Origin of the sequence: Paraburkholderia fungorum, assembly GCF_046027605.1 — a bacterium.
In the GTDB taxonomy this organism is placed as follows: Bacteria; Pseudomonadota; Gammaproteobacteria; order Burkholderiales; family Burkholderiaceae; genus Paraburkholderia; species Paraburkholderia fungorum_F.
In genome coordinates this window covers 124,024-149,774 of sequence record NZ_JAQQEF010000016.1, presented here as the reverse complement: position 1 = coordinate 149,774, position 25,751 = coordinate 124,024, and the positions used below count along the sequence as shown (strand labels likewise).

Here is a 25,751-nt window from a genome sequence, read left to right as displayed (position 1 = left end):
CCCGAGGTTCGGGCCATCTGCGGCCCAAGCTTCATTTTCGGCATTAACCTACTGTGCTTCGTCAACTGACGCTCGATCTCGGCACCCCGCCGCCATCGACATTCGACAATTTCTTCGCCGGCGCCAATGCCGAGCTGGTCACGCGGCTGCGCGAGCTCGACAACGCGCTCGCGGCCGGGCCAGTGGCCGATCGCACCTTCTACATCTGGGGCGAGGCCGGCAGCGGCCGCACGCATCTGCTGCAGGCGCTGGTCCACGAAGCGCCGCCCGGGCATGCACGTTTTGCCGGTCCGCAGAGCAGCCTCGCCGCCTTCACGTTCGACCCGCGCGTCGCGCTGTATGCGATCGACGATTGCGACAGCCTGTCCGCCGCGCAGCAGATCGCCGTATTCAACCTGTTCAACGAAGTGCGCGCGCATCCCACCAGCGCGCTCGTCGCCGCCGGCAATGCGCCGCCCATCGGCATGACGGTGCGCGAGGATCTGCGCACGCGCCTCGGCTGGGGCCTCGTGTTTCACCTCGCGCCGCTGCCGGACGAAGGCAAGGCCGCGGTGCTGAAACACGCGGCACGCGAGCGCGGCATCATGCTCGCCGACGATGTCCCCGCTTACCTGCTCACGCATTTTCGCCGCGATATGCCGAGCCTGATGGGGCTGCTCGACGCGCTCGACCGCTTCTCGCTCGAACAGAAACGCGCGGTCACGCTGCCACTTCTGCGCATCATGCTGAACTCGCCCGACGCCGAGGAACGGCGCACGGCGCCCACCTCCTCAGCGTCGCCGGCCGCTTCATCTGCGTCCCCCGCCCCCGCTTCAAGTAAAATAGGCCCCCATGGCTAACCTCGCACTCTTCGATCTCGACCACACGCTCATTCCCACCGACAGCGACCACGAATGGGGCCGCTTCATGGTGAAACAAGGCATGGTGGACGCCGAAAATTTCGCCCGTGAAAACGACCGCTTTTTCGCCGACTACAAGGCCGGCAAGCTGGACATTCACGCTTATCTGATCGCCATGCTCACGCCGCTCGCAAAATATTCGCGCGCCCAGCTGGCCGACCTTCACGCGCAGTACATGCATGAAGTCATCACGCCGGCGATCTTTCCGGTCGCGCTGGAACTGGTCAGAGAGCATCGCGAAGCCGGCGACCTCTGCTGCGTGGTCACCGCCACCAACGAATTCATCACGCGCCCGATCGCCCAGGCGTTCGGCGTCGATGCGCTGATCGCCTGCGAAGCGGAAACCGTCGACGGCCAGCCGCATTCGCCGTACACCGGCCGCCCCACCGGCACGCCGAGCTACAAGGAAGGCAAGATCGTCCGTACCGAGGCATGGCTGGCTTCGCTCGGCAAGACCTGGACCGATTTCGGGCGCAGCTATTTCTATAGCGACTCGCACAACGACATCCCGCTGCTCGAAAAGGTCACCGATCCGATCGCGACCAATCCCGACGACACATTGCGCGCCCATGCGCAGGCCAAAGGCTGGCGCATCCTCGAACTCTTTCAACCCTCGTGATCAAAAAACTTATTCGCAAGCTATTCGGCCAAGATCCAGCGCCCGCTGACGACACCCCGCCCGCCGAGGCCGAAGCAGACGTAGCCGACGAGGCATCGGCACGCACCGCGTCCAGCGCCGGCAAAGCGCGCCGCAAACCGGCACGCCCGGCGGCCAAACCCGTGCGGGACCCCGACGTGCCGGTCATCATTCCGCACGACGTGCATGGCATCGATCAGTCGCTGATCTCGAGAAACGCGATTCGCGTCACCGAAGGCCTGCAGGAAGCGGGGCATCGCGCGTTCATCGTCGGCGGCGCGGTGCGCGATCTGCTGCTCGGCATCAAGCCGAAAGACTTCGACGTCGCGACCGACGCCACGCCCGAACAGGTGCAGAAGTTGTTCCGCCGCGCCCGCATCATCGGCCGCCGGTTTCAGATCGTGCATGTGCAGTTCGGCCAGGAAATCATCGAAACCTCGACCTTCCGCGCGCTGGTCGATCCGCCCGCCGCCGACGCCGCGCCGCCGCGCCGTCTGAAGCGCGACGAGCTCGATCGCCGCACCCACGCGGTGGACGCAAGCGGCCGCGTGCTGCGCGACAACGTGTGGGGCGAGCAGCACGAAGACGCCACGCGGCGCGACTTCACGATCAACGCGATGTACTACGATCCGGCCACGCAAACCGTGCTGGACTATCACAACGGCATGGCCGACATGCGCGCCCGTCTGTTGCGCATGATCGGCGACCCGGCCACGCGTTATCGCGAGGATCCGGTGCGCATGCTGCGCGTGGTGCGTTTTGCCGCCAAGCTCGACTTCGAGATCGAAGACACGACTCGCGCGCCGATCGCCAACATGGCCGATCTGATCAACAACGTGCCGGCCGCGCGTCTGTTCGACGAGATGCTCAAGCTGATGCTGTCCGGCCACGCGCTCGCCTGTTTGAAACGTCTGCGTCAGGAAGGCCTGCATCACGGTCTGTTGCCGCTGCTCGACGTGGTGCTGGAACAGCCGATCGGCGAGAAATTCATCACGCTCGCGCTGACCAACACAGACGCCCGCGTGCGCGCCGGCAAGCCGGTTTCGCCGGGCTTTCTATTCGCCACGCTGCTATGGCACGACGTCCAGACGCGCTGGCAACAATTCGAGGCGAACGGTGAATATCCGGTGCCGGCGCTGCATCGCGCGATGGACGAAGTCCTCGACATGCAAACCGAGAAACTCGCGATCCACAAGCGCTTTTCGTCAGATATGCGCGAGATCTGGGGCCTGCAGTTGCGCCTCGAGAAACGCTCGGGAAGAAGTGCGCTGAAGCTGCTGGAACACCAAAGATTTAGAGCGGGGTATGATTTCCTCCTGTTGCGCTGCGAATCGGGCGAACTCGATGAGTCGGTCGGTGCGTGGTGGACGGAGTTCATCGAAGGAGACATCGCTGCGCGCGAGACACTGCTTACGCAAGGCGGGAAGGACCGGAGCCCCAGAAAACGACGGCGGCGCAGCAGTGGCGCCAGAAACCGCAAACCGGGCGACGGAATGGAGGGCGGCACGCCAGCCGAACGCACAGCCAACGACGTGGGCCATGATGGCTCGCACGAAGACTGACGCGGCGTTCGCTGAAGTCGTCGAACGATAGTCGTAGGAAGTTATGCCATGACGGTTGCTTATCTCGGCCTCGGCGCGAATCTCGGGGACGCGCGCCAGACCCTGAAAGACGCAGTGGTGTGCCTCGCACAACAGCACACCATCAACGTGCTCGCCAAGTCGAGCCTGTATCGCACCGCCCCGATCGACGCGGGCGGCGATGACTATTTCAACTGCGTCGTGAAGGTCGATACGACGCTCCCCGTGCGGCATCTGCTCTCGCTATGCCACAAGATCGAGCATCAGTTCGGCCGTGAACGGCCGTTTCGCAACGCACCGCGCACGCTCGATCTGGACATTCTGCTGTTCGGCGATCAATCGATCGACGAAGCCGATCTGATCGTGCCGCATCCACGTTTGATCGAGCGTGCCTTTGCACTCGTGCCGCTCGTCGAGATCGACCCAGCGTTGATCATCCCGCAACACGGCCGTGCCGAGGCGCTGCTCGACCGCGTAAGCGATCAGCGTATCGAAAAGGTGAAGGGGCCCTGCCAGTGCCCCATGCTGAATGCATTGACTGTCGGCGCCGCTGCTGGAGACAAGGGTCGTTGCGAATGAATTCGCCGCCGCTGACCGTCACCGCGCCGCAATTAAGGCCGCCCTTCGGCTATCTCGCGATCGAAGGGCCGATCGGCGTCGGCAAGACCTCACTCGCGCGGCGGCTCGCGCAACGCTGGTCGATGCAGGAACTGTTCGAGCGGCCGCAGGACAATCCCTTTCTCGAACGCTTTTATCGCGACACCGCGCGTTATGCGCTGCCCGCCCAATTGCACTTCGCGTTGCAGCGCGCGCAGCAGGCCCAGGAAGTGGTGGCCGCGCATGTGGCGGGCACACCGCTGATCGCCGATTTCATGACGCAGAAGAACGACATCTTCGCGCGTTTGACGCTGCAGGAAGACGAGTGGCAGCTGTATCGCGCCCTCGCCGCGCGACTTGACGTGAGCGCGCCCGCGCCGGATTTCGTGGTCTACCTGCAAGCCAGTCCTGAGGTGCTGTTCGCGCGCATCCAGAAGCGCGCCGTGCCCATGGAGCTGCAGATTTCCGATGCGTATCTGCGCGCACTCTGCGACGCTTACAACGAGTTTTTCTATCACTACGACCGTACGCCCGTGCTGACGGTCAACGCTGAACATCTGAATCCGCTCGACTCGGACGCGGACCTTGCGCTACTCGCCGAACGCATCGAAACCATGCGTGGCCGCAAGGAATTCTTTGTCAAAGGCACGTCGCTCTAAGCGGCGCGCCTCCTCTCTTTTGCAACGGATTTCCTCATGACCTATTTGCAGGAAGCGAGCCGGAACGCCATCACCGTGCCGAAACTGCAGGCGATGCGCGACGCCGGCGAAAAGATCGCCATGCTGACCTGCTACGACGCGAGCTTCGCCGCGCTGCTGGATCGCGCGGGTGTCGATGTGTTGCTGATCGGCGACTCGCTTGGCAACGTGCTGCAAGGCCAGACGACCACGCTGCCGGTGACGCTCGCGGAGATCGCGTATCACACGGCGAGCGTCGCGCGGGCGCGGCCTTCGGCGCTGGTGGTGGCCGACCTGCCGTTCGGCACGTACGGCACGCCGGAGGACGCCTTCAGAAGCTCGGTGGAGCTCATGCGTGCCGGCGCGCAGATGGTGAAGCTCGAGGGTGGGGTGTGGCTCGCGGACACGGTGCGCTTTCTGGTCGAACGGTCGATTCCGGTGTGCGCGCACGTCGGTCTGACGCCGCAATCGGTGCATGCGTTTGGCGGCTTCAAGGTGCAGGGCAAGACCGACGCCGGCGCGAGCCAGGTACTGCGCGACTCGCTTGCCGTGCAGAACGGGGGCGCCCAGCTGATCGTGATCGAAGCGATTCCAACGCTGCTCGGGACTGAAGTGACGAAGCAATTGCGGATTCCGACGATCGGTATCGGCGCAGGCCTCGACTGCTCGGGGCAGGTGCTGGTGCTGCACGATATGCTGGGGATTTTCCCCGGCAAGCGGCCGCGCTTCGTGAAGGATTTCATGCAAGGGCAGCCGAACATTCAGGCTGCGGTTGAAGCGTATGTGCGCGCGGTGAAGGACGGCTCTTTCCCTGGGCCGGAGCATACGTTCTGAACGCACGGTCTGATAGCGGATTATCTTGACGAGGCGCAGTTGCGCCTGTTTGGGACCCGCATGACGTGCGGGGATCCACATGGCATGTGCGGCTGTCCGGATGGATGGCCCGCTTGCTGCACGTTCGCCACAGTTGAGCAACCGCGCGGCCGCGGCACGCGATGCCCAAAGCCCGCAGCGCGGCTCCCTTGGCCTTTTAGCCTGGCTTAGCCCAGCACGTGCGCCTGTACCGCGCCTCGCAATGCGTTGCACACGAGAAGCGCTTCGGCATTCTGCACATCGACTCGCGTCAGCACGCGTTCAGCGGCGTGAAGGTCGGTATCCTCCAGCAGCACGCCCCGCATGATCCCGGGCAGTACGCCCGACTTTAATGGCGGCGTCCACCACCGTCCCGCCAGCTTCACAAACACGTTCGACCGGCCGCCTTCGGTCAACTCGCCGCGCTCGTTAAAGAACAACGTGTCGAAAGCACCTTTTGCTTCCGCTTCGCGCCAGCCGCGATCATATTCGGCGCGGTGCGTGGTTTTGTGTCGCAGCAGCGGATCATTGGCATCCGTCGCGGGGAAACCGTGGTCAGGTCCGAGCAGGACACCGATGCTTGAGTCGATCAGCGGCGTCAGCACTGCCGCGGTTATTTGCACCGTGCCATTTTTGCTCAACGTGACGCGCATACGATGCGGGCTTTGCGCTGGCAATGCCGCACATTTCTCTGCGATTTGCGCACGAATTTCGTTTTCGTCGTCGAGTTTGAAACCGAATGTCGCGGCACTGACTGAGAGTCGTGCGAGATGCCGCGACAGATGCCGCACGCCCTCTTCCCGCGTCGCATACATCGTTTCGAAAAGCTCGAAACCCGGCGCGGCTCCGGTTAGAAAGGTGGCCTTCCATTGACACTCCGCATATTCGTCAGCGGCAATACTGTCGAGCACGATGCCCCCGCCAACGCCCATCTTGCCTTGCCGCTCACCGCCTGGCTGCGCGGGTGGGCTCAAGGTTAACGTGCGGATCGCGACCGACAGGCAGAAGTCGCCACAGGCCGTGTCGTTGGGTGTGTCATTGGGTGTGTCGTTGGGTGTGTCGTTGGGTGTGTCGTTGGGTGTGTCGTTGGGTGTGTCGTTGGGTGTGGACGCGGGAGCGGCTGTGGCAGTCGCAACGGGCGCATCGAGCCAGCCGATCGCGCCGGTATAAAGTCCCCGCGGCGTGCTTTCGAGCTCGTCGATCAATTGCATTGTGCGATGCTTCGGCGCGCCGGTGATCGACCCGCACGGAAATAACGCACGCATGATCCCGGCGAAAGACGTGCCGGCGCGCAGCGTCGAATGCACCGTCGACGTCATCTGCCACACCGACACATACGGCTCGACCGAAAACAGCGCCGGCACATTGACCGAGCCTGTTTGCGCCACGCGCGACAAATCGTTGCGCAACAGATCGACGATCATCACGTTCTCGGCGCGATTCTTCGGGTCGTTTGCAAGAAATTCAGCGGCATGGCGATCGGCCACAGGATCGGCCGAGCGCGGCGCCGTGCCTTTCATTGGCCGGGCGCGCAAGGTGGCGCCCTCTTTCTGAATGAACAATTCGGGCGAGCACGACAGCACCCATTCGTCGTCCGGCAGCGCGATCAGCGCACCGTACCGCACCGGCTGACGCGCCCGCAGGCGTCGATAAAGCGCCGTCGGCGAACCGAACACGTCGAAACCCAGCCGATACGTGAAGTTGACCTGGTAGGAATCGCCCGCGCACAGGGCGGCATGGATCGCCTCGATCGCTTCGTTGAATTGCTTGAGATCGACGCTCGCGCGCACGTTCGCCGTGCCCGCCACCGACGCCTCGGGCGCGCCGCCGTCGCGCTCCACGAGCCACGTATCTACCTCGTCACGCGACAGTTTCTCGCAACGTTCAAACAATAAAAAACGCAGCGTGGCATTGCCACGCTGCGTTTCTTTCAATGCCCGGTGAGTCAGGCCGCTGTCGAGAAGTCTCCGGCCAAACTCGTAGTCGGCGAGCACGACGGCATGCAAACCCAGCCGCGTGTCCGCGGCCACGGTCTCGCACACGACTTCGAGTTGCGCAGCGTCCGCGCAAACCCGTTCCTGCACAAAGCGCGTGTACAGACGACTCGAACGGCGCGCCGCGGTCGCGTCGCAATCGTCGAGTAACGCGAACACTGCGTCGCGCTCATCCGCCGTCATGATTACCGCCAGATCAAACCGCTATTAATCGAAGAAGCTCTTCACCCGATCGAACCAGCTCTTGCTCTGTGGGCTATGCCGCGCGCCGCCTTCGACCAGCGCCTTTTCGAACTGCTTGAGCAGATCGCGCTGCGGCTCAGTGAGCTTGACCGGCGTTTCGACTTGCACGTGCACATAGAGATCGCCGGCAATGCTCGAACGCAGCCCCTTGATGCCCTTGCCACGCAGACGGAACGTCTTGCCCGACTGCGTGCCTTCCGGCACCGTGAAGCTCGCGCGGCCCGCGAGGGTCGGCACTTCGATTTCACCGCCGAGTGCCGCCGTGGTGAACGGAATCGGCATCTGGCAATGCAGGTCGTCGCCGTCGCGTTCGAACACCGAGTGCTGCTTGATATGAATCTCGACGTACAGATCGCCCGACGGACCGCCATTGATACCCGGTTCACCGTTGCCGGCCGAGCGGATGCGCATGCCGTCGTCGATACCTGCCGGGATCTTCACTTCCAGCGTCTTGGTTTCCTTCACCTTGCCCGCGCCATGGCAATGGCCACACGGCTCAGGAATATAGGTGCCGGTGCCGTGGCACTTCGGGCAGGTTTGCTGGATGCTGAAAAAGCCTTGCGACATCCGCACCGAACCCGAACCGCTACAGGTCGGGCAAGTTTCCGGCTTGGTACCGGGCTTGGCACCCGAACCGTGACAGACTTCGCACGACACCCAGCTCGGCACGCGAATCTGCGTGTCGTAGCCGTGTGCGGCCTGTTCCAGTGTGATCTCCATGCTGTAGCGCAGATCGGCGCCGCGATACACCTGCGGGCCGGCACGGCCGCCACCGCCGCGTGCGGCACCGCCGGCCGCCTGGCCGAAGATGTCGCCGAAAATATCGCCGAACGCATCGGCAAATCCGCCGAAGCCTTGCGCACCGGCTCCGCCCATGTTCGGATCGACGCCCGCGTGGCCGTACTGATCGTACGCGGCGCGCTTTTGCGCGTCCGACAGCATTTCATAGGCTTCCTTCACCTCTTTGAAATGCTCTTCCGCATCCTTGTTGCCCGGATTGCGGTCGGGGTGATGCTTCATCGCAAGCTTGCGATAAGCCTTCTTGATTTCGTCGTCGCTCGCGTTCTTTGCGACGCCCAGAACCTCGTAGTAATCCCGTTTCGCCATATCGGTTCAACGCCACTCGCGCAATGGGGCGCGGTGGCTCCTCTTGAATGCTGGAGTCTTGCGACTCGTCCGGCCGTTGTTTCCCACCGCTTTCACGCGACTCAAAACAACGCCCTCCATAAAACAAATGTGCCCGGAGAGCCCAAACAGGCTCACCAGGCGCGATAACCGCTTTGCAGGTTCAAGCACCCGGACGGGAGCAAAACCGTTTTGCAGCCAAGCCGCACACATCGCTGTGTGCGGCTTTACGGTCAGATTGCGACCTGGCTTTAGTCTTTCTTCACTTCCTTGAAATCGGCGTCGACCACGTCGTCCTGCTGCTGGCTTGCGCCACCCGCGGAAGCACCCGCACCTGCCGCACCCGCTGCCGCAGCTTCGGCACCTTGCGCAGCCTGCATGTCGGCGTACATCTTTTCGCCCATCTTCTGCGAGGCCGTGGCCACCACTTCGATCTTGGCTTCGATCGCGGCCTTGTCGCTCGAACCGCTCTTCAGCGTTTCTTCCAGGTCCTTCAGCGCGGTTTCGATCGCTTCCTTCTCAGCGGCTTCCAGCTTGTCGCCGTATTCGGTGAGCGCCTTCTTCGTGCTGTGGACCAGCGCATCGCCCTGATTGCGGGCATCGGCCAACTCGCGCAGCTTGTGATCTTCTTCCGCGTTCGCTTCGGCGTCCTTCACCATCTTTTCGATTTCGGCTTCGGACAGACCCGAGTTGGCCTTGATCGTGATGCGGTTTTCCTTGCCGGTTGCCTTGTCTTTCGCGCCGACGTGCAGAATGCCGTTCGCGTCGATGTCGAAGCTCACTTCGATCTGCGGCGTGCCGCGCGGTGCCGGCGGGATGCCTTCGAGGTTGAACTCGCCCAGCAGCTTGTTGCCCGCTGCCATTTCGCGTTCGCCCTGGAACACCTTGATCGTCACGGCGCCCTGATTGTCGTCAGCCGTCGAGTAGACCTGTGCGTGCTTGGTCGGGATCGTGGTGTTCTTGTTGATCATCTTCGTCATCACGCCGCCGAGCGTCTCGATGCCGAGCGACAGCGGGGTCACGTCGAGCAGCAGAACGTCCTTGCGGTCGCCCGACAGAACCTGGCCTTGAATCGCGGCGCCCACGGCCACGGCTTCGTCCGGGTTCACGTCACGGCGCGGCTCCTTGCCGAAGAACTCCTTGACCTTGTCCTGCACCTTCGGCATGCGGGTCATACCGCCGACCAGAATGACGTCGTCGATTTCGCCGACCTTCACGCCTGCGTCCTTGATCGCCGTGCGGCACGGTTCGATCGTGCGCTCGATCAGCTCTTCAACCAGTGCTTCCAGCTTGGCGCGCGTGATTTTCAGGTTCAAGTGCTTCGGACCCGACGCGTCGGCCGTGATGTACGGCAGGTTGATTTCGGTTTGCTGGCTCGACGACAATTCGATCTTGGCCTTTTCAGCCGATTCCTTCAGGCGTTGCAGCGCGAGCACGTCTTTCGACAGATCGACGCCTTGTTCCTTCTTGAACTCGCCGATGATGTAATCGATGATGCGTTGGTCGAAGTCTTCACCGCCAAGGAACGTGTCGCCGTTCGTGGACAGCACTTCAAACTGCATTTCACCGTCAACATCGGCGATTTCGATGATCGACACGTCGAACGTACCGCCGCCCAGGTCGTAGACCGCGATCTTGCGGTCGCCCTTTTCGGCCTTGTCCAGACCGAATGCCAAAGCGGCTGCGGTCGGTTCGTTGATGATCCGCTTCACTTCCAGACCGGCGATGCGGCCTGCGTCTTTGGTAGCCTGGCGCTGGCTGTCGTTGAAGTACGCGGGAACCGTAATCACCGCTTCCGTGACCGGCTCGCCGAGGTAGTCTTCAGCGGTTTTCTTCATCTTGCGCAACGTTTCCGCAGAGATTTGCGGCGGCGCGAGCTTCTGGTCACGCACTTCGATCCATGCGTCGCCGTTGTCGGCTTTCATGATCTTGTACGGCATCAGAGCGATGTCTTTCTGCACTTCCTTTTCTTCGAAGCGGCGGCCGATCAGGCGCTTGACCGCGTACAGCGTGTTCTTCGGGTTCGTAACCGACTGACGCTTCGCAGGCGCGCCGACGAGAATCTCGCCGTCTTCCATGTAAGCGATGATCGACGGCGTGGTACGCGCGCCTTCCGAGTTCTCGATCACCTTGACCGAATTGCCTTCCATGATCGCCACGCACGAGTTCGTCGTGCCGAGGTCGATGCCGATGATTTTGCCCATTTTTACTAATCTCCTGACTTTGATCGCTGCGGGAATCGCCGTTTTTGCCAATCTGGCGGTACGGCGATCCGCTCTCAATTCCTACCTGCACTCAACATAAGTGCATCCGCATCGTTTTCAAGACCTCTTTTACGATGCGGTCTTTAATTTTTTTCAATCAGCCGAACTTTTGCCGCTTTTTTCACTGTTCGTCGCGATGCCGGTCGCATTGGCCGCCCGGATCACCCCGAATCTTTGCTCGCGCGGCTGCTACCACCGCCTCGAACCACTCAGCGTCATACCGACCGGTTACCGGTTCAGCCACTTGTCACGGTGCCACTCGCGACGGCGAAGAAGATCCAGGTGGCAACGCCGTGAGACACGAAACGCAGGCCTGGTTTGCGATGCGCGTCGACGTTGCAGTGAAACCATCTGAAACCGAGCGCGCGGATCGCGTCCGGCCGGAGCCAGCGTCGCCTTCTTCCGGGCGATCGCGCGGTTGAAGCAGCTGACCGGCAGAAAAACACCGTGGCCGGCACCGTGCCGAACGACTCGGCGCTGAGCGCCTGCCCGCCGAAGACGGCAAACGCGGCAGCGTCGACGGGCAATATTGGCCACGACGACGATGCCTGTCAGCTGGAACGGCTGACGAACGACCGATAAGCGGCCGATAAGCGGCTTCTTTCTAAATACTGCTGTGCCGCTTACTTCGGCGCCGCGACGGTCACGAGGGCCGGACGCAGCACGCGGTCGGCGATCACAAAGCCTTTTTGCAGCACAGCGACGACGGTGTTCGGTTCCTGTTCCGCCGGCACCATCGAAATAGCCTGGTGACGGTGCGGGTCGAACTTTTCGCCAACCGGATTCAGTGCGACGACGCGGCCCTTTTCCAGCGCGCCGGTGAGTTGACGCAGCGTGAGTTCGACGCCTTCGCGCACCTTCTGCAGATCGTCGGACGAGTGAGCAACCGCTGCTTCGAGGCTGTCGATCACCGGCAGCAAATGCTCCGCGAAGCTTTCGATCGCGAACTTGTGGGCCTTGGTGACATCCTCCTGGGCGCGGCGGCGCACGTTCTCGGTCTCAGCCTTCGCCCGCAGGAAGCTCTCCTGCAGCTCGGCGAGCTTCGCTTCTGCTTCGGCCAGTGCGGCTTGCGCGTCCGATACCGGCGCTTCAGGAGCAGCGTTTGCAGCCGCTTCCTGCTGGGGTGCTGCGGCCTCTGCGGCCTGGCGCGCGGTTTCGTCGGCGGGCGTGGGATTCGGGCTCGTCGGGTTCTCTTGCGTGTTTTCCATGTCGCTGAAAGTCGTTAAAAAGTTGAAGCTAACGGTGGCGGCAACGCATCAAGGCGCTCGCAATTTGTGCGTTGCAAAATTGCGACAGACAACTCGGTGCTTAATGCGTATCGAAATGGCAGATGGGGCCGGGAACACCCATTTCAAGCGCCTCTCCCGGAACTTTTCATGCTGCGGACGGGCGGCAGAAATGCCCGGTTACAACCATTATTGCGTCGCAATCAGATTGAGATTGAGTGCTTATCACAAGTGGCCTATGCTCCAATAAAGCATCGGAAAAGACACGTTAACCCTAATCTGACGTAAGCCTTACCGACACTTTTCAATTCCACCTGATTAGCCTGTTTCCGTCCTGAATCCTTCCCGAGGGGAGTACCGTGAAACTGACCTTTGCAATATCGGTGGTCGCATTGGTACTGATCGCGGGCACCACGACCATCTGCATGTCCGGGGCCGTCAACGATCACACCACCGAGTACGGCGGTGTGCACGCGACGATGGAACAGTTGTTCAATCCCCACCTGAAAGTTTGTCGATAGTGCGCCGGTCGCGCTTGGTCGGCCTGCCGTGTAAAGCGGCAGCCGGTTCCCGGTACGTTTTGCGCCGTTCCTGCTCGACCTGCCGCTTCACCTTGCTCTCTTCGGTTTCCGCATAAAGCGTCTGCGCGACGGTGGCTGGGCCACGCACGTCGCACACACCCAGCACTTCCACCTGCCACACAATCCGCTCGATCTCGATCTCGACCAGGTCGCCGACGCGCACATCTTTCGCCGGCTTGACGCTGGCGCCCCCAATGCGCACATGGCCTTTCTCGACCGCATCCGCAGCGAGCGAGCGGGTCTTGAAGAAACGCGCGGCCCAAAGCCACTTGTCGATGCGCAGCTTCGCGCCCGGTTCCGTTGCAATCCTGTAATTCATAAGCCTGCTTAAGCCCCGCTCGTGTGCGGCACCGACACCGCTTGCACGGGCCAGCCCTGCAGATTCTGCGCGACGATTTCCCCTAGCGCGGCGATCCACGGCTGCGAGGCGTTCAAGCAGGGAATCCGGTGAAACTCCTTGCCGCCCGCATGCAGGAACTCGTCACGCACTTCCATGCCGATTTCTTCAATCGTTTCAAGGCAATCGGCGGTAAAGCCCGGGCAGAACACGTCGGCACGCCGCACCCCCGCCGCGCCAAGTTCCTTCAGCGTGGGAGCGGTGTACGGCTGCAACCATTCGGCCTTGCCGAAGCGCGACTGAAACGTGACGCGGCATTCCACCTGCGTCAATCCCAGCGCCTGCGTCAACAACGCACCGGTTTGCTGGCATTGCTCGTGGTACGGGTCGCCCAGATCCAGAGTGCGCTTGGGCACACCGTGAAAACTGAGCACCAGCTTGTCGCCCGCTGCAAAATCCGGCTTGCCGTGCTGATGCCAGTACTGATGCACTTGGGCAGCGAGCGCGGCGATGTACGCCGGATGATCCGCGTACTGGCGCACCGTGCGGATTTCCGGCTGATTGCGCATGCGCTTGAGGGCCGAAAAGGCATCGTCGAAGGCCGTCGCCGTGGTTGAAGAAGAATATTGCGGATACATGGGCATCAGCAGCACACGCTCGGCGCCCGCCAGCTTGAGCTGGTTCAGCATGGCCGGAATGCCGGGTGTGCCATAGCGCATCGCGTAGTCGACCAGCACCGTGTAGTCGTTCAACTGCAGCAGATGGCGCAAGCCTTCTACCTGCTTCTCCGTGAAGACGCGCAGCGGCGAGCCTTCCGGCATCCACACGGCCGCGTATTTCTTCGCTGACGCGCGGCCCCGGAACGGCAAAATCGCCAGACGCAGGATCACCTGCCAGAGCAGCGCTGGAATTTCGACCACGCGAGGATCGGACAGAAACTGCGCGAGATAGCGACGGACCGCGCGCGGCGTCGGCGCGTCGGGCGTGCCGAGATTGATCAGCAGCACCGCGACACGGTGTGACGTGGCGTTCTGCGAGGGCCGCTCGAGGTCAAAGTGCATAGGCAGCAGGCGTAACCGCTTCAGGCGGAATGTCGATTCAAGGTGGAATCATTATAGCGGCGTGGTCCATTGCGAGGTCCGCCAGGGACCCCTGGCCATTCGGCCAATTGGCAAGCCGCGCGCCGTCGCGCATCATTTGCAACTTCAGCGGCCGCAGCCCGCAATGACCGCAGGTGTTACTGCTGGCTGAGGGTCAGGGAGAGCAGCCGCGCGGTGATATCCACAATCGGAATCACGCGGTTATAGGCCATGCGGGTCGGCCCGATCACGCCGAGCGTGCCGACGATCTTGCCGTTCACCTCATAAGGTGCGGTCACTACGCTCATCTCTTCGATCGGCACGAGATTCGACTCGCCGCCGATGAAAATCTGCACGCCCGCGGCGTGACTCGACACATCGAGCAATTGAAGGAGACTGGTCTTTTGGTCGAACACATCGAACAGCTTGCGCAAGCGCGCCATGTCCGACGAAAGGTCGGCGACTTCGAGCAGGTTACGCTCGCCGGAAATCAGCACGGTCTCGCCGGTATCGGATTCATCCGTGCTGGCCGTGACTGCGGCATGCATCAGCGTGGTCATGTCGCCACGCAGTTCGTCGATTTCTTCGCGCAGGCGGCGGCGCACGTCGTCGAACGAGAGGCCGGCGAAATGCGCGTTGATGTAATTGGAGGCTTCCACCAGCTGCGACGGCGAGAAGTCGCGCTGGGTGGCCATGATGCGATTCTGCACGTCGCCCTCGGGCGTCACGATGATCAGCAGGATGCGCTTGTCCGACAGGCGCATGAATTCGATCTGCTTGAACACGTGGCTGCGGCGCGGCGTCAGCACCACACCGGCGAACTGCGACAGACTGGACAGCACGCTGGCCGCCGCGGCGACGATTTTCTGTGGCTCGCCCGCCTGCAGCGTAGTCTTGACGGTGCGCATTACCGCTTCTTCGTCCGCGGCCGATTCCACGGTCAGCATGGTATCGACGAACAACCGGTAGCCGCGCGGCGTCGGGATCCGGCCCGCTGAAGTATGCGGACTGATCACGAGCCCCAGGTCCTCCAGATCGGACATCACGTTGCGGATCGTGGCCGGGCTCAGTTCGAGGCCGGAATAACGTGACAACGTGCGCGAGCCGACCGGCTGACCTTCGGCGATGTAGCGCTCGATCAGCGTTTTGAGGAGGGTTTGTGCGCGGGGATCTAGCATGACGGAAAATTTTAGCTCAATGACGCGTCTACAGCGAGCGCTAACGGCGCCAACCCCTGACTATCGCGCCGCCGGTTGGCGGGGCGGCGCCTGTTATTCTGTGCTTCGGGCCCAGCGCCTCGCCGACCGCCGATTCGGCGAGTCCGCCGGCGGCGCGCCGCCGGACTATAACCGGCGCGTATGTCATCAAGGCTTCACCATTCTAACGATAATCGCGCAATGCACTGGCAGCCCGCGTGTGCCGGCCCGCTACCGGGTCTGTCTGCGGTTCTTTTCAGGCCCTACCTATGGTGTAATGCCGGCATGCAAGTGACCAGCCAGTTCAAGACCGTCGCGCTCGTCGGGCGCAACAATACGCCGGGCATCGGCGAGCCGCTGACCGCGCTCGCCTCGTGCATCGCAAAGCGTGGCTTCGACGTCGTGTTCGAAGCAGAGACCGCCGCCGAAATCGGCGTGACCGACTACCCGGCGCTACGTCCCGCCGAGATCGGCGCGCGCGCCGACGTTGCCGTGGTGCTAGGCGGCGACGGCACGATGCTAGGCATTGGCCGCCAGCTTGCGCCCTATCGCACGCCACTCATCGGCATCAACCACGGGCGGCTCGGCTTTATTACCGACATTCCGATCTCCGACATGCGCGAGATCGTGCCGCAAATGCTCTCCGGCAACTTTGAGCGCGAAGAGCGTGTGCTGCTCGAGGCGCGCATCATGCGCGGCGGCAACGCGATCTATCACGCGCTGGCATTCAACGACGTGGTGGTCAACCGCAGCGGTTTCTCCGGGATGGCGGAGCTGCATGTCTCGGTGGATGGCCGCTTCATGTATAACCAGCGCTCGGACGGCCTGATCGTCGCCACGCCTACGGGTTCGACCGCCTACTCGCTGTCCTCGCAGGGGCCGATCCTGCATCCGCAATTGCAGGGCATCGTGCTGGTGCCGATCGCGCCGCACGCGCTGTCGAACCGGCCAATCGTGCTGCCGGACGACTCGAAGGTGAGCATCCAGATCGTCTCGGGGCGCGAGGTGAACGTCAATTTCGACATGCAGTCGTTCACGTCGCTGGAATTGAGCGACACGATCGAAGTGCGCCGCTCGCGTCATACGGTGCCGATGCTGCATCCGGTCGGCTACAGTTACTACGCCACGCTGCGCAAGAAGCTCCACTGGAACGAATATCCGTCGCACGAAGAAGATCCCAAGCCTTGAGCGGCCGGAACACCGGAACGCTGGAATGCCAGCGCACCGGAGCCCCGGATCGCCGGATCGCCGGATCGCCGGATCTCCAGAACACTCGAACACCGGATCGCCCGAACGCGAACGCCACCGCTGCCGAACCCTGAATCTCAAGCTCATCAGACGACCTCCATGCTTCGCCACCTCTCGATACGCGACTTCGTCATCGTCGCCGCGCTCGATCTCGAATTCGACAGCGGCTTTACCGTTTTCTCGGGCGAAACAGGCGCCGGCAAGTCGATCCTGATCGACGCGCTGGCCCTCGCACTCGGTGCCCGCGCCGATGCGAGCGTGGTGCGCACCGGCGAGAGCCGCGCCGACATCACCGCGGAGTTCGAGACGCATGCGCAAGTCGAGCAATGGCTCGACGAGCAGGCGCTCGGCACGACCGGCGACGACGGCCATCACGGCGCCACGGTGATGATGCGGCGCGTGGTGGACGCGAACGGCCGCTCGCGGGCGTTCATCAACGGCACAGCGGCGACGCTTGCGCAGTTGCGCGAAGTCGGCGAGATGCTGGTGGATATTCACGGCCAGCATGCACACCAATTGCTGATGCGTCCGGACGCACAACGCGAGTTGTTCGACACCCACGCCGGTCTGACCGAAACCGCTGCAACGGTCACGCGGAACTGGCGCACGTGGCGCGAAAAAGTTCAGGCCGTCGAGCATGCGCAAACGCGCGACCGGGAACTGCAACTGGAGCGCGAGCGGCTCGCCTGGCAGCTCACCGAACTGGACAAACTTTCGCCGCAACCGGGCGAATGGGAAGAGGTCAACGCCGAGCACCGGCGCCTGTCGCATTCGGCGAATCTGATCGACGGCGTTCAAGGGGCGCTCAACGCGTTGTCCGAATCGGACGAAGCAATGATCACGCATCTCGCCTCGATCGTGTCGAAGGTGCGCGACCTCGCTGAGATCGACCCGGCGTTGAACGACGTGCTGGCAGCGCTGGAACCGGCCGAGATCCAGTTGCAGGAAGCGGCCTACTCGCTCAGTCACTACGCGCAGAAGCTCGACCTCGATCCGGACCGGCTCGCCCAGGTCGAAAAACGTCTCGACGCGTTGCATTCAGCCGCGCGCAAATTTCGCCTGCAGCCACAGACGCTGCCGGAAGAACACGAAGCACGGCGCGTACAACTTGCCGCGCTCGACGCCGCAGCCGATCTCGACAGCCTGCACGCGGCCGTTGCCAAAGCCAAAGAAGCCTTCCTCACCGAAGCAAAAAAACTGTCGAAGGCGCGCGCCAAGGCCGGTAAGGCGTTGGGTGCCGCGGTGACCACCGGTATGCAGGAACTGTCGATGAAAGGCGGCAGCTTCGAAGTCGCGCTGGTGCCATTGCCGGACGGTGGCGCGCACGGGCTCGAACAGGTCGAATTCCGCGTCGCCGGTCATGCCGGCGTGCCGTTGCGGCCGCTCGCGAAGGTCGCCTCAGGCGGGGAACTGGCGCGGATCAGTCTCGCATTGGCGGTCATTGCGAGCGCCGCGAGTCCCATCCCAACGCTCATCTTCGACGAAGTGGACACGGGGATCGGCGGCGGCGTCGCCGAAGTAGTCGGGCGACTGCTGCATCAACTGGGACAGGCGCGTCAGGTGCTGTGCGTCACACACTTGCCGCAAGTCGCCGCGCGCGGCGACCATCATTTCCAGGTGGCGAAGGCGGGCAACGGCAAGGGTGGCACGGTGAGCAGCGTGACTTCGCTGGACCGCGCGAGCCGCGTCGAAGAAGTCGCGCGGATGCTCGGCGGACTGGAGATCACCGCGACGACCCGCAAGCACGCAAAGGAAATGCTGGCAGCGTAGAACTCAGGCCGGGAATTGTCGCGGCCATCTGGGAACGCCAGGCAAGCTCGGCGGGCAGCGTGACTTGCGCGACGCCGCTCACACCTCGTCCCCTCAGCCGTCAACCAAATACCCGCTTCCAAAGCCCCAACACGGCCTCACACTCGGTCACCACCAGCGCCGGATTGACCCGCGCCTTCTCCATCCCGTCCAGCCGCAGCTTGTGCTGCAACTTCCGGTAGGTCCGGTACGCCGCGCCGACCGTCTCGGCTTCCGCCTCGCTCATCAAGCCGAAGCGCGACACTTCGCGCAGCAACGCGATGTTGCCGGTATTGCGGATCAGCTCAGGATCGCTCGCCGCATGCAGCAGCACCCAGTACTGCACGGTGAATTCGATATCGACCATCCCGCCGCGATCGTGCTTCAGATCGAACAGCGCCGTATGGTTCGGGTGCCCCGCCTCGACGCGCTCGCGCATCTCGACGATTTCCTTCGCGAGCGGCGCGGCTTCGCGCGGCGTGGTCAGCACCTGTTCGCGGATCTGCTCGAATTTCGCGCCGATTTCGGCGTCGCCCGCGCAGTAACGCGCCCGGCTCAATGCCTGATGCTCCCACACCCACGCCGTATTGGCGGCATCGCCCTCGCGCAGTTGATACCGGCGGAACGCATCCAGATCGGTGACGAGCAGGCCCGACTCGCCGTTCGGCCGCAGCCGCAAGTCGACATCGAACAAGGTGCCCGCGCCGGTCGCCGTCGTCAGCCAACTGATGAGTCGGCGGGTGTAGGTGGCGTAGACGTCGGCGGCGGCATCGTCCGGATCGTCGTAGAGAAAGATCACGTCCAGGTCGGACGCGTAGCCCAGTTCCTTGCCGCCCAGCTTGCCGTAGGCGATCACCGCAAACTTAGGCACTTCGCAGTGGCGTTTGGCCAGTTGCTTCCAGACCGCTTCGAGCGTGACATCGAGCACGGCGTCGGCGAGTTCGGACAAACGGTCGCTCACATGTTCGACACTCAGCCGCCCTGCCAGATCGATCAGCAGGATGCGGAATACCTCGGCGTGGTGCGCGTGGCGCAGCAGATCCATCTGCTGTTCGACGCCGTCGGCGGCGGCGAGGCGCAGGCGCAGCGTGCGCTTGAATTCAGGCCAGTCGAACGGACTGTCCATCGCCTCGTCGTCGAGGAGTTCGTCGAGCAATTGCGGGTGGCGGATCAGATAGCCGGCGGCCCAGCGCGAAGCACCCAGCACCGACAGCACCCGATGCAGCGCCTGCGGATATTCGGTCAGCAGCGCGAGGTACGCGCCGCGCCGGCTCACCGCTTCGAGCAGATCGAAAAGACGCGCCACCGTGTCGCCGCGCCGTTCGGGCGGCTCCAGCGTACGCGCGGCCTCCAGCGCACGCTGCGCGACAATGTCGAAGCGTTGTCGGCTGCGCTCGGCGAGCCCCGCATAACGCGACGACTGCCACACGGCGCGCAGCCGCGCCAGCAGCTCGCCCGGCTCCGGCACGCCGAGCTCGATGAGGCGCGCCTGAAGCGCTTCGCCGGCGCTGTCGTCGGCGAGCGCGCTACTCCACACCCACGCCGCCGCGCCGTCTTCCGGTGCGCCGCAGCCGTCGCGACCGCTCACCTTGTCGGCGAAAATCTGGTCGAACTGCTGCTCGACGAACTCGCGGTGCGTGTCGAGCTTGAGCATCAGCTCGGCGTAGTCGTCGCAACCCATGGCGTGCGCGAGCGCTACGCGCTCCTCGGGATCGACCGGCATCGCGTGGGTCTGCGCGTCGTTGCGGTATTGCAGACGGTGCTCGAGTTCGCGCAAGAAGCGGTATGCCTGGGAAAGCTTCACGCAGACCGAGGTATCGATCAACCCGTGCGTGGCCGCGTGCCGCAAAACGGCCAGCGTCGGCCGCACGCGGAAGCCGGCATCCTGGCCGCCGCGAATTAGCTGGAACACCTGCGCACTGAACTCGATTTCGCGGATGCCGCCACGGCCGAGCTTGATGTCGTCGGCCTTGTCGGGCCGCATCGAGGCGCGCCGCTGCGCTTCCTGGCGAATCTGCAGATGCAGCGCGCGAATCGCGCTGATTACGCCGAAGTCGAGATAACGCCGATAGACGAACGGCGTGACGATCGCGTCGAGCTGCTTCTGCAGCCGCCCGGCGGCGTCGCTCGCGCCTTCGGACACGAGCCGGCCCTTGATCCACGCATAGCGCTCCCACTCGCGACCCTGCACGTAGAAATACTCTTCGAGCATGCCAAGGCTGCACACGAGCGGCCCCGAATCGCCATTCGGCCGCAGCCGCATATCGACCCGGAACACATAACCGTCAGCGGTCACCTCGGCCAATGCGGCGATCAGGCGCTTACCCAGTCGTGTAAAAAAGTCCTGTGTCGCGATCGGCGCACGCTGAGCGCCCGTGGTCTCGCCGTCCTCTTCATAGACGAAGATCAGGTCGATATCCGACGACACGTTCAGCTCACGCCCGCCCAGCTTGCCCATTCCGACCACGCCGAGCGTGAGGCGCTCGCCCTGCGGTCCGCGCGGTTCGCCATAGAGCGTTTCGAGCTCGGCGGACACAACGGCCAACGCACGCTGGATTGTCGTCTCCGCCAGATCGGTCATGGCGCCGGTGACTTCGGCAACATCGGCCTCACCCGCCAGATCGCGCTCCATCACGGCGCAAAACACCTCGGTACGCAACTGACGCAAGGCCCGTTTGAGTGCATCCTCACTCAATGGACCGCCGCTCGCGCCGACCGCCTCGGCGCACAGCGCGTCAAAGCGCGCGTCGATCCGTTCACGGCTGAGGGGCGCGGACGCCAGTGCCGCCACGTGCGCCACGATTTGTGGACGCGCCGCCGCGGCGCGCGCCGCGTAATGTGAATAGCTGGAACTCAGGAGAGTGGCGTCAGTCATCAAAGGTCTGGCTCGCTCGTTGCTTTATCAGCGTGGTTCAGTTCGCTGTAACACAGGGGTACGGCGCGCCTCGCGCAGGTCGCAAGGCGGCATGTACAAAGGGTTTGCCGGAAGTCCGCCGAGGCTTTCCCGTGTGTTACATTTCGTCGTTAATTCGCAAAACTACCATACGCCCACCCGCCGCAGCATGTCCGAGCGAAACGAATCCGCCGACCCGCACGAAACCGGGCAGGTCCGGCCTGCGAGCGGAAGCGACCACATCGTGCTGCGTCGGACCTTTCACGTCGTCCTCGCGCTCGCACTCGTCCTCTATTTCATCGCGACGGGTCTCTTTCTCGGCTTGCGTTATGTGGTGCTGCCGCGCATCGACTCGTTCCGGCCGCGCATCGAAGCCGCCGTCTCCGAGAAGCTCCACGCGCAGTTCACGATCGGCAAGCTGGCGCCGCATTGGAGCGGCTTTCAGCCGGGCCTCGACGTTACCGATATCGTCATTCGCGACGCTGAGGGCAAAGCGGCGCTGACCATTCCGCACGCCACCGCCTCGCTCTCGTGGAAGTCGCTCTGGCAGTTCCATCCCGCACTTTCCAGCCTGATCGTCGATCAGCCCGACGTGCTGGTGTCGCGCAGCAGCGACGGCGTGATTTCGGTGGCGGGCGTGCCGGTGCCGACCCGCCACAGCGGCAACGACACCCTGTCCACATGGCTATTGCGACAACAGGCGATCGTGGTGCGCGGCGGTGCGCTGCGCTGGCGCGACGCCGAGCATGACGCGCCGGAACTGGCCCTGCGCGACATCCGCATTGCCATTCTCAACGACGGCTACGATCACCGGCTCGCGTTGCAGGCGCCTGCCGACGGCCAGGTCCTGCACGGTCCGCTCGACTTCCGCACGCATTTCAAGCATGCGCGGCTCTCCGCGATCGGCAAACCGATCAACTGGACAGGCCAGGTCTATATGTCAACCGGCCCGGTCGATCTGCCGACCCTTGCGCGCTACATCAATTTCCCGATCGAGATGTTCGCCGGCCGCATCGACAATGCGATCTGGGCTGACTTCGCCGATGGCCGGATGAAGTCCGCCGGCGGCCAACTAGCCGGCACGAACGTGTCGATGCGGGTGCGCCCGACCCAGCCCAAGCTGGACGTGCCGGTGGCCCGTTTCGCGTGGGGCCTCGAGGTCGATCAGGGCGACTACAGGCTGCAATTGAACGAACTGCACGCGGAACTGGGCCAGCCACCGCTCGACGACGGCACGCCGCTCACCCGCACCCTTACGCTATCCACGCTGAACGGCCGCTACCGGACCGCTTCGCAGCAGCATGGGCAGCTCGTCAGTGTCAGCGGCGACCGTGTCGACCTGGGCATCCTCGCCGAATTCAGCCGCGCCCTGCCTTTGCCGCGGCGTCTCCTGAACAATCTCGTGCGCTTCAATCCACGCGGGCTGGTGGCGAACTATCTGATCGAGGTCGAGCGCGGCAAACCGGAGTCGGGCGAAGCGGGCGTCGAGCATCCGCCGAGTGGCGCCGAGCCGATCGAGCGCTATCGTTTCAAGGGCGATCTGCAGGGCATCAGCGTCGCCGCGCAGGAACCGCCGCCGGGGCTCACGCCGCTGAATCACCCGCGCGCGGGCATTCCCGGGATCGAAAACCTGTGGGGCAGCGTCGACGCCGACGAAAACCACGGCACGGCGATGCTCGACACCTCCAACGTCGCGATCACACTGCCCGGCGTGTTCGATGACCCGCGCCTGAAATTCGACCGTCTGCGTGGCGAGGCAGACTGGACCATCACGCCGAAGGCGCCCGGGGAAAATCACCCGGCCTTCACCGTCAAGCTGGCCAACTTCGGCGTCTCGAACACGGACGTCGATGCCACTGCCACCGCCAACTACAGCAATCCAGGCCACGGGCGCGGTTCGCTCGACCTGAAAGCCGACTTCCAGCGCGCCCAGGTCACGCGCATCGTGCGCTATCTGCCGACCAGCATCAGCGAAAAGCTCCGCAACTACCTGGGCCACGGGCTGCAAGCCGGCACATCGCGCGGTGCGACGATCGAAATACACGGCGATCTGACCAAATTCCCCTACTCGCGCGCCCCGGAAGCCGGGATTTTCCATATCGTCGCGCCGTTCAAGGGCGGCAAGTTCGACCCTTCGCCATACCCGCCGCGCAGGATGAGGAACGGCACGCCGAACGTGTGGCCGCCGCTGGACGGCATCGACGGCGTGTTCGAACTCAGCCAGAACGTGCTGCGCTTCGATATCGACCGCGCCCATTACAAGCAGGTCGCCCTGACGCGTGTCAATGGCAAGATCGACGATCTCGGCACCCGAGCGTCCAACCTCGTGATCGACGGCAACGGCCGTGGGCCGCTCGCCGACATGCTCGACTACGTCAACGCAAGCTCGCTCGGCATCATGGCCAAACATGAGACCGAGAAGGTGCACGCCGAAGGGTCCGCGTCGCTGGCGCTCAAACTGACCGTGCCGCGCACGCCGAAGCCGCATATCGGCGTGGAAGGCGCGGTCGGTTTTCAGAACAATCGCCTGACTGTCGAAAACGTGCCGCCGCTGTCGCAACTGAACGGCAAGGTGCGCTTCACCGAACACACGGCGCAGGTCGACCGGCTCTCGGGCCAGTTCCTCGGCGGCGACGTGCACGCGAATGGCGGCCTGAAACAGGACGGCACGTATGCACTCGACCTTGGCGGCCACATCGCCGTCGACGCCGCGCGTGGCCTGAATCTGCATGGCCCGGCCACCCAGGTGCTGACGCGCATGAGCGGCAGCGCGCCCTACGCACTCAAGGTGCGCGGCGCCAAAGGACGCTTGCCGGAAGTCACGGCGAACTCCGATCTGACCGGCCTCGGGCTCGACTTCCCCGCGCCGTTCAACAAACCGGTTGGCACCCCGATGCCGCTGCACTTCGCGCTCAGCCCCGCCGGCGACGCGAGCGAAGCCGGTCTGGAACGCGCCGACCTCACCTTCGGCCCGCTCGCCGCGACCTATTTGCTGCGTTACGAACCGAAAGCGCAACCGAAAACGCCGCCGACGGTCGTGCGCGGCGCGATCGGCGTCAACAAGCCCGCCGACTTGCCGTCCAACGGCGTGGTCGCCGCGGTCGACCTCGAAGCGTTCGACGCCGACGCCTGGCGTGCGCTCGTCACGCAGATGCGCAACAAGGAAGCGCCCACGCCTGCTCCGGCTGGCGCAGCCGCTCCCGCCGCCGCGCCGACTGTGCCGAATCCGCCTGTCACGCAATTCCTGCCGAGCCGCTTCGCGCTGCACGTCGAGACGCTGACCCTGCTCAAGCGGCACTGGGACAACGTGATCGTCGGCGCGTCGCACGCGGACGGCAAATGGCAGGCGAACATCGCGTCGAACCAGGTGTCGGGGCACGTTTCCTGGCTGCCGGGCGCCAGCAAGGAATCGCCCGGCACGCTGCAGGCGCGCTTTGCCCGTGTGGTGATCCCGTCGGCCACTGACAAGGACCTGCTCGGCCAGGCGATCTCGGCGCCGGCGCAGAACATGCCGTCAATCGATCTGGTGGTCAACGAGTTGATCGTGCGCGATCGCAACATTGGCCGGCTCGAGGTCGACGCGCACAACTTCGTGGAAGACGGCGCGCCGGTCTGGCAACTCGACAAGCTGGATATCACCAACCCCGCCGCCACGCTGACCGCCACCGCGAACTGGCGCACGTCGAGCGGCGTCGGCAACGCCGCCGACGAAACGGCACAGCGCCGTACCCTGTTCGATTTCAAACTCGACATCAAGGACACCGGCGCGTTGCTGGAGCGTTTCGGCCAGCCGCACACGCTCAAGGCCGGCAGCGGCACACTGTCGGGCAAGGTCGTCTGGCACGGCGGCCCGACCGCGATCGACTATCCGACGCTCAACGGCAATCTGGCCGTCGATCTGCGCCACGGGCAGATTCTCAAGGTCGACCCGGGCGTCGCGAAACTGCTGGGCGTACTCAGCCTGCAAAGCCTCGCGCGCTTTGCCACCCTCAATTTCCGCGATGTGATCGGCGAAGGACTGCCGTTCGAGCGCGTCACCGGCACGGCTCAAATTCACAATGGCATTGGCCGTACCGAGAACTTCGAGATGGTGACGGCGCCGGCCCGTGCCGAAATGAAGGGCTCGGTGGATCTGGCGCAGGAGACCCAGGATCTGCACGTGCAGATCGTGCCGACCGTCAGCGCCGGCGCCGCCGTGATTGCCGCGACCGTGATCAATCCGCTGCTCGGGCTGGGTGCGCTGGTGGCCGATCTGGCGTTCAGCAAGTCCGTCTCCACGGCGTTTGCGCGCGAGTACGCGATTACCGGTCCGTGGTCGAAACCGCACATTGAGCGGGTGAAGGGCGATCGCGGTAAGATGGACGCTCCGGCTTCGACCGTGGAAGCGCACTGAGCCTTCAGCACCCTTTGGCACCCTTAGGGCCGTTGATCATAATAAAGCGCAGTGCCACGCCACAGGCCGCAGCTAGCCTTGAACGACGTATCGGCACAAGCAGTTCTCGCGCCGCCGCCTTTGCCGGGAGTTTTTCGAAACG

The 25,751-nt window shown here is 63.6% G+C and carries 19 protein-coding genes; 11 read left to right on the top strand and 8 right to left on the bottom strand.

The genetic code is table 11. From position 1 onward, the window contains the following. Positions 1 to 53 precede the first annotated feature (53 nt). The 6 genes from hda to panB are packed head-to-tail and all read left to right on the top strand — an operon-like array spanning position 54 to position 5,224. Complete coding sequence (gene hda, locus PQR53_RS24925) at positions 54 to 839, top strand: DnaA regulatory inactivator Hda (protein WP_408459822.1); 786 nt, start codon at positions 54 to 56, stop codon at positions 837 to 839. Then, positions 832 to 1,518, top strand: coding sequence for a histidinol-phosphatase (locus tag PQR53_RS24920; protein ID WP_179736270.1), 687 nt, complete (start codon positions 832 to 834; stop codon positions 1,516 to 1,518). The genes hda and PQR53_RS24920 overlap by 8 nt, the downstream gene beginning before the upstream one ends. Further along, the gene (gene pcnB / locus PQR53_RS24915) at positions 1,515 to 3,098 is read left to right on the top strand and encodes a polynucleotide adenylyltransferase PcnB (RefSeq protein ID WP_408459819.1); all 1,584 of its coding nucleotides are present in this window, start codon (positions 1,515 to 1,517) and stop codon (positions 3,096 to 3,098) included. Before PQR53_RS24920 ends, pcnB begins: the two co-directional genes overlap by 4 nt. A 48-nt stretch (positions 3,099 to 3,146) precedes the next feature. Beyond that, positions 3,147 to 3,695 carry a 2-amino-4-hydroxy-6-hydroxymethyldihydropteridine diphosphokinase gene (gene folK, locus PQR53_RS24910; RefSeq protein ID WP_408459817.1) on the top strand — a complete coding sequence of 183 codons (549 nt, stop codon included), beginning with the start codon at positions 3,147 to 3,149 and terminating at the stop codon, positions 3,693 to 3,695. Next, entirely contained in the window at positions 3,692 to 4,372 is a 681-nt protein-coding gene (locus PQR53_RS24905) for a deoxynucleoside kinase (protein ID WP_408459815.1), read from the top strand. Before folK ends, PQR53_RS24905 begins: the two co-directional genes overlap by 4 nt. 36 nt (positions 4,373 to 4,408) lie before the next feature. Continuing rightward, positions 4,409 to 5,224, top strand: coding sequence for a 3-methyl-2-oxobutanoate hydroxymethyltransferase (gene panB, locus PQR53_RS24900; protein WP_408459813.1), 816 nt, complete (start codon positions 4,409 to 4,411; stop codon positions 5,222 to 5,224). A gap of 206 nt (positions 5,225 to 5,430) precedes the next feature. On the opposite strand, the gene PQR53_RS24895 is transcribed toward panB, so the two are convergent. The 3 genes from PQR53_RS24895 to dnaK all read right to left on the bottom strand — a co-directional run bounded on the left by PQR53_RS24895 (position 5,431) and on the right by dnaK (position 10,808). Continuing rightward, positions 5,431 to 7,419, bottom strand: coding sequence for a chorismate-binding protein (locus tag PQR53_RS24895; RefSeq protein ID WP_408459810.1), 1,989 nt, complete (start codon positions 7,417 to 7,419; stop codon positions 5,431 to 5,433). Between the two features lie 24 nt (positions 7,420 to 7,443). Beyond that, entirely contained in the window at positions 7,444 to 8,586 is a 1,143-nt protein-coding gene (dnaJ, locus tag PQR53_RS24890) for a molecular chaperone DnaJ (protein ID WP_408459807.1), read from the bottom strand. A gap of 269 nt (positions 8,587 to 8,855) precedes the next feature. Continuing rightward, positions 8,856 to 10,808, bottom strand: coding sequence for a molecular chaperone DnaK (gene dnaK, locus PQR53_RS24885; RefSeq protein WP_408459804.1), 1,953 nt, complete (start codon positions 10,806 to 10,808; stop codon positions 8,856 to 8,858). Positions 10,809 to 11,315: 507 nt separating this feature from the next. On the opposite strand from dnaK, the gene PQR53_RS24880 reads away from it, so the two are divergent. Beyond that, complete coding sequence (locus tag PQR53_RS24880; protein ID WP_408459801.1) at positions 11,316 to 11,450, top strand: hypothetical protein; 135 nt, start codon at positions 11,316 to 11,318, stop codon at positions 11,448 to 11,450. 41 nt (positions 11,451 to 11,491) lie between these two features. Here PQR53_RS24880 and grpE read toward each other — a convergent pair whose 3' ends face one another. Beyond that, positions 11,492 to 12,076, bottom strand: coding sequence for a nucleotide exchange factor GrpE (grpE, locus tag PQR53_RS24875; protein WP_408459798.1), 585 nt, complete (start codon positions 12,074 to 12,076; stop codon positions 11,492 to 11,494). A gap of 377 nt (positions 12,077 to 12,453) precedes the next feature. Between grpE and PQR53_RS24870 the strand changes: the two genes are divergently transcribed. Then, positions 12,454 to 12,615: a hypothetical protein gene (locus tag PQR53_RS24870; RefSeq protein WP_012431795.1), complete on the top strand. Its 162-nt coding sequence runs from the start codon at positions 12,454 to 12,456 to the stop codon at positions 12,613 to 12,615. Here PQR53_RS24870 and PQR53_RS24865 read toward each other — a convergent pair. The 3 genes from PQR53_RS24865 to hrcA all read right to left on the bottom strand — a co-directional run bounded on the left by PQR53_RS24865 (position 12,587) and on the right by hrcA (position 15,269). Beyond that, positions 12,587 to 12,994, bottom strand: coding sequence for an RNA-binding S4 domain-containing protein (locus PQR53_RS24865; RefSeq protein WP_408459796.1), 408 nt, complete (start codon positions 12,992 to 12,994; stop codon positions 12,587 to 12,589). The two genes, PQR53_RS24870 and PQR53_RS24865, sit on opposite strands and share 29 nt — an antisense overlap. A gap of 8 nt (positions 12,995 to 13,002) precedes the next feature. Continuing rightward, positions 13,003 to 14,073 (bottom strand): ferrochelatase, encoded by a 1,071-nt coding sequence (gene hemH, locus PQR53_RS24860; RefSeq protein WP_408459793.1) that lies wholly within the window; start codon positions 14,071 to 14,073, stop codon positions 13,003 to 13,005. Positions 14,074 to 14,249: 176 nt separating this feature from the next. Continuing rightward, a complete protein-coding gene (hrcA, locus tag PQR53_RS24855) occupies positions 14,250 to 15,269 on the bottom strand; it encodes a heat-inducible transcriptional repressor HrcA (protein ID WP_408459791.1) in 1,020 nt (339 codons plus the stop codon). Positions 15,270 to 15,572: 303 nt separating this feature from the next. Here hrcA and PQR53_RS24850 point away from each other — a divergent pair, with 303 nt between their 5' ends. Further along, positions 15,573 to 16,475 (top strand): NAD kinase, encoded by a 903-nt coding sequence (locus PQR53_RS24850; RefSeq protein WP_408459788.1) that lies wholly within the window; start codon positions 15,573 to 15,575, stop codon positions 16,473 to 16,475. Between the two features lie 159 nt (positions 16,476 to 16,634). Next, positions 16,635 to 18,305: a DNA repair protein RecN gene (recN, locus tag PQR53_RS24845; protein WP_408459785.1), complete on the top strand. Its 1,671-nt coding sequence runs from the start codon at positions 16,635 to 16,637 to the stop codon at positions 18,303 to 18,305. Between the two features lie 100 nt (positions 18,306 to 18,405). Here the strand turns inward: recN and glnE are convergent, their stop codons facing one another. Continuing rightward, positions 18,406 to 21,198 (bottom strand): bifunctional [glutamate--ammonia ligase]-adenylyl-L-tyrosine phosphorylase/[glutamate--ammonia-ligase] adenylyltransferase, encoded by a 2,793-nt coding sequence (glnE, locus tag PQR53_RS24840; RefSeq protein ID WP_408459783.1) that lies wholly within the window; start codon positions 21,196 to 21,198, stop codon positions 18,406 to 18,408. A gap of 187 nt (positions 21,199 to 21,385) precedes the next feature. Here glnE and PQR53_RS24835 point away from each other — a divergent pair, with 187 nt between their 5' ends. Then, a complete protein-coding gene (locus PQR53_RS24835) occupies positions 21,386 to 25,609 on the top strand; it encodes a YhdP family protein (RefSeq protein WP_408459780.1) in 4,224 nt (1,407 codons plus the stop codon). Positions 25,610 to 25,751: the final 142 nt, after the last annotated feature.

What these genes read in the sequence shown, in the direction of transcription:
- PQR53_RS24920 (WP_179736270.1), top strand. Translation starts at nt 832, where the DNA reads ATGGCTAACCTCGCACTCTTCGATCTCGACCACACGCTCATTCCCACC.
- folK (WP_408459817.1), top strand. Translation starts at nt 3,147, where the DNA reads ATGACGGTTGCTTATCTCGGCCTCGGCGCGAATCTCGGGGACGCGCGC.
- PQR53_RS24905 (WP_408459815.1), top strand. Translation starts at nt 3,692, where the DNA reads ATGAATTCGCCGCCGCTGACCGTCACCGCGCCGCAATTAAGGCCGCCC.
- panB (WP_408459813.1), top strand. Translation starts at nt 4,409, where the DNA reads ATGACCTATTTGCAGGAAGCGAGCCGGAACGCCATCACCGTGCCGAAA.
- PQR53_RS24895 (WP_408459810.1), bottom strand. Translation starts at nt 7,419, where the DNA reads ATGACGGCGGATGAGCGCGACGCAGTGTTCGCGTTACTCGACGATTGC.
- dnaJ (WP_408459807.1), bottom strand. Translation starts at nt 8,586, where the DNA reads ATGGCGAAACGGGATTACTACGAGGTTCTGGGCGTCGCAAAGAACGCG.
- dnaK (WP_408459804.1), bottom strand. Translation starts at nt 10,808, where the DNA reads ATGGGCAAAATCATCGGCATCGACCTCGGCACGACGAACTCGTGCGTG.
- grpE (WP_408459798.1), bottom strand. Translation starts at nt 12,076, where the DNA reads ATGGAAAACACGCAAGAGAACCCGACGAGCCCGAATCCCACGCCCGCC.
- PQR53_RS24865 (WP_408459796.1), bottom strand. Translation starts at nt 12,994, where the DNA reads ATGAATTACAGGATTGCAACGGAACCGGGCGCGAAGCTGCGCATCGAC.
- hemH (WP_408459793.1), bottom strand. Translation starts at nt 14,073, where the DNA reads ATGCACTTTGACCTCGAGCGGCCCTCGCAGAACGCCACGTCACACCGT.
- hrcA (WP_408459791.1), bottom strand. Translation starts at nt 15,269, where the DNA reads ATGCTAGATCCCCGCGCACAAACCCTCCTCAAAACGCTGATCGAGCGC.
- PQR53_RS24850 (WP_408459788.1), top strand. Translation starts at nt 15,573, where the DNA reads ATGCAAGTGACCAGCCAGTTCAAGACCGTCGCGCTCGTCGGGCGCAAC.
- recN (WP_408459785.1), top strand. Translation starts at nt 16,635, where the DNA reads ATGCTTCGCCACCTCTCGATACGCGACTTCGTCATCGTCGCCGCGCTC.
- glnE (WP_408459783.1), bottom strand. Translation starts at nt 21,198, where the DNA reads ATGACTGACGCCACTCTCCTGAGTTCCAGCTATTCACATTACGCGGCG.
- PQR53_RS24835 (WP_408459780.1), top strand. Translation starts at nt 21,386, where the DNA reads ATGTCCGAGCGAAACGAATCCGCCGACCCGCACGAAACCGGGCAGGTC.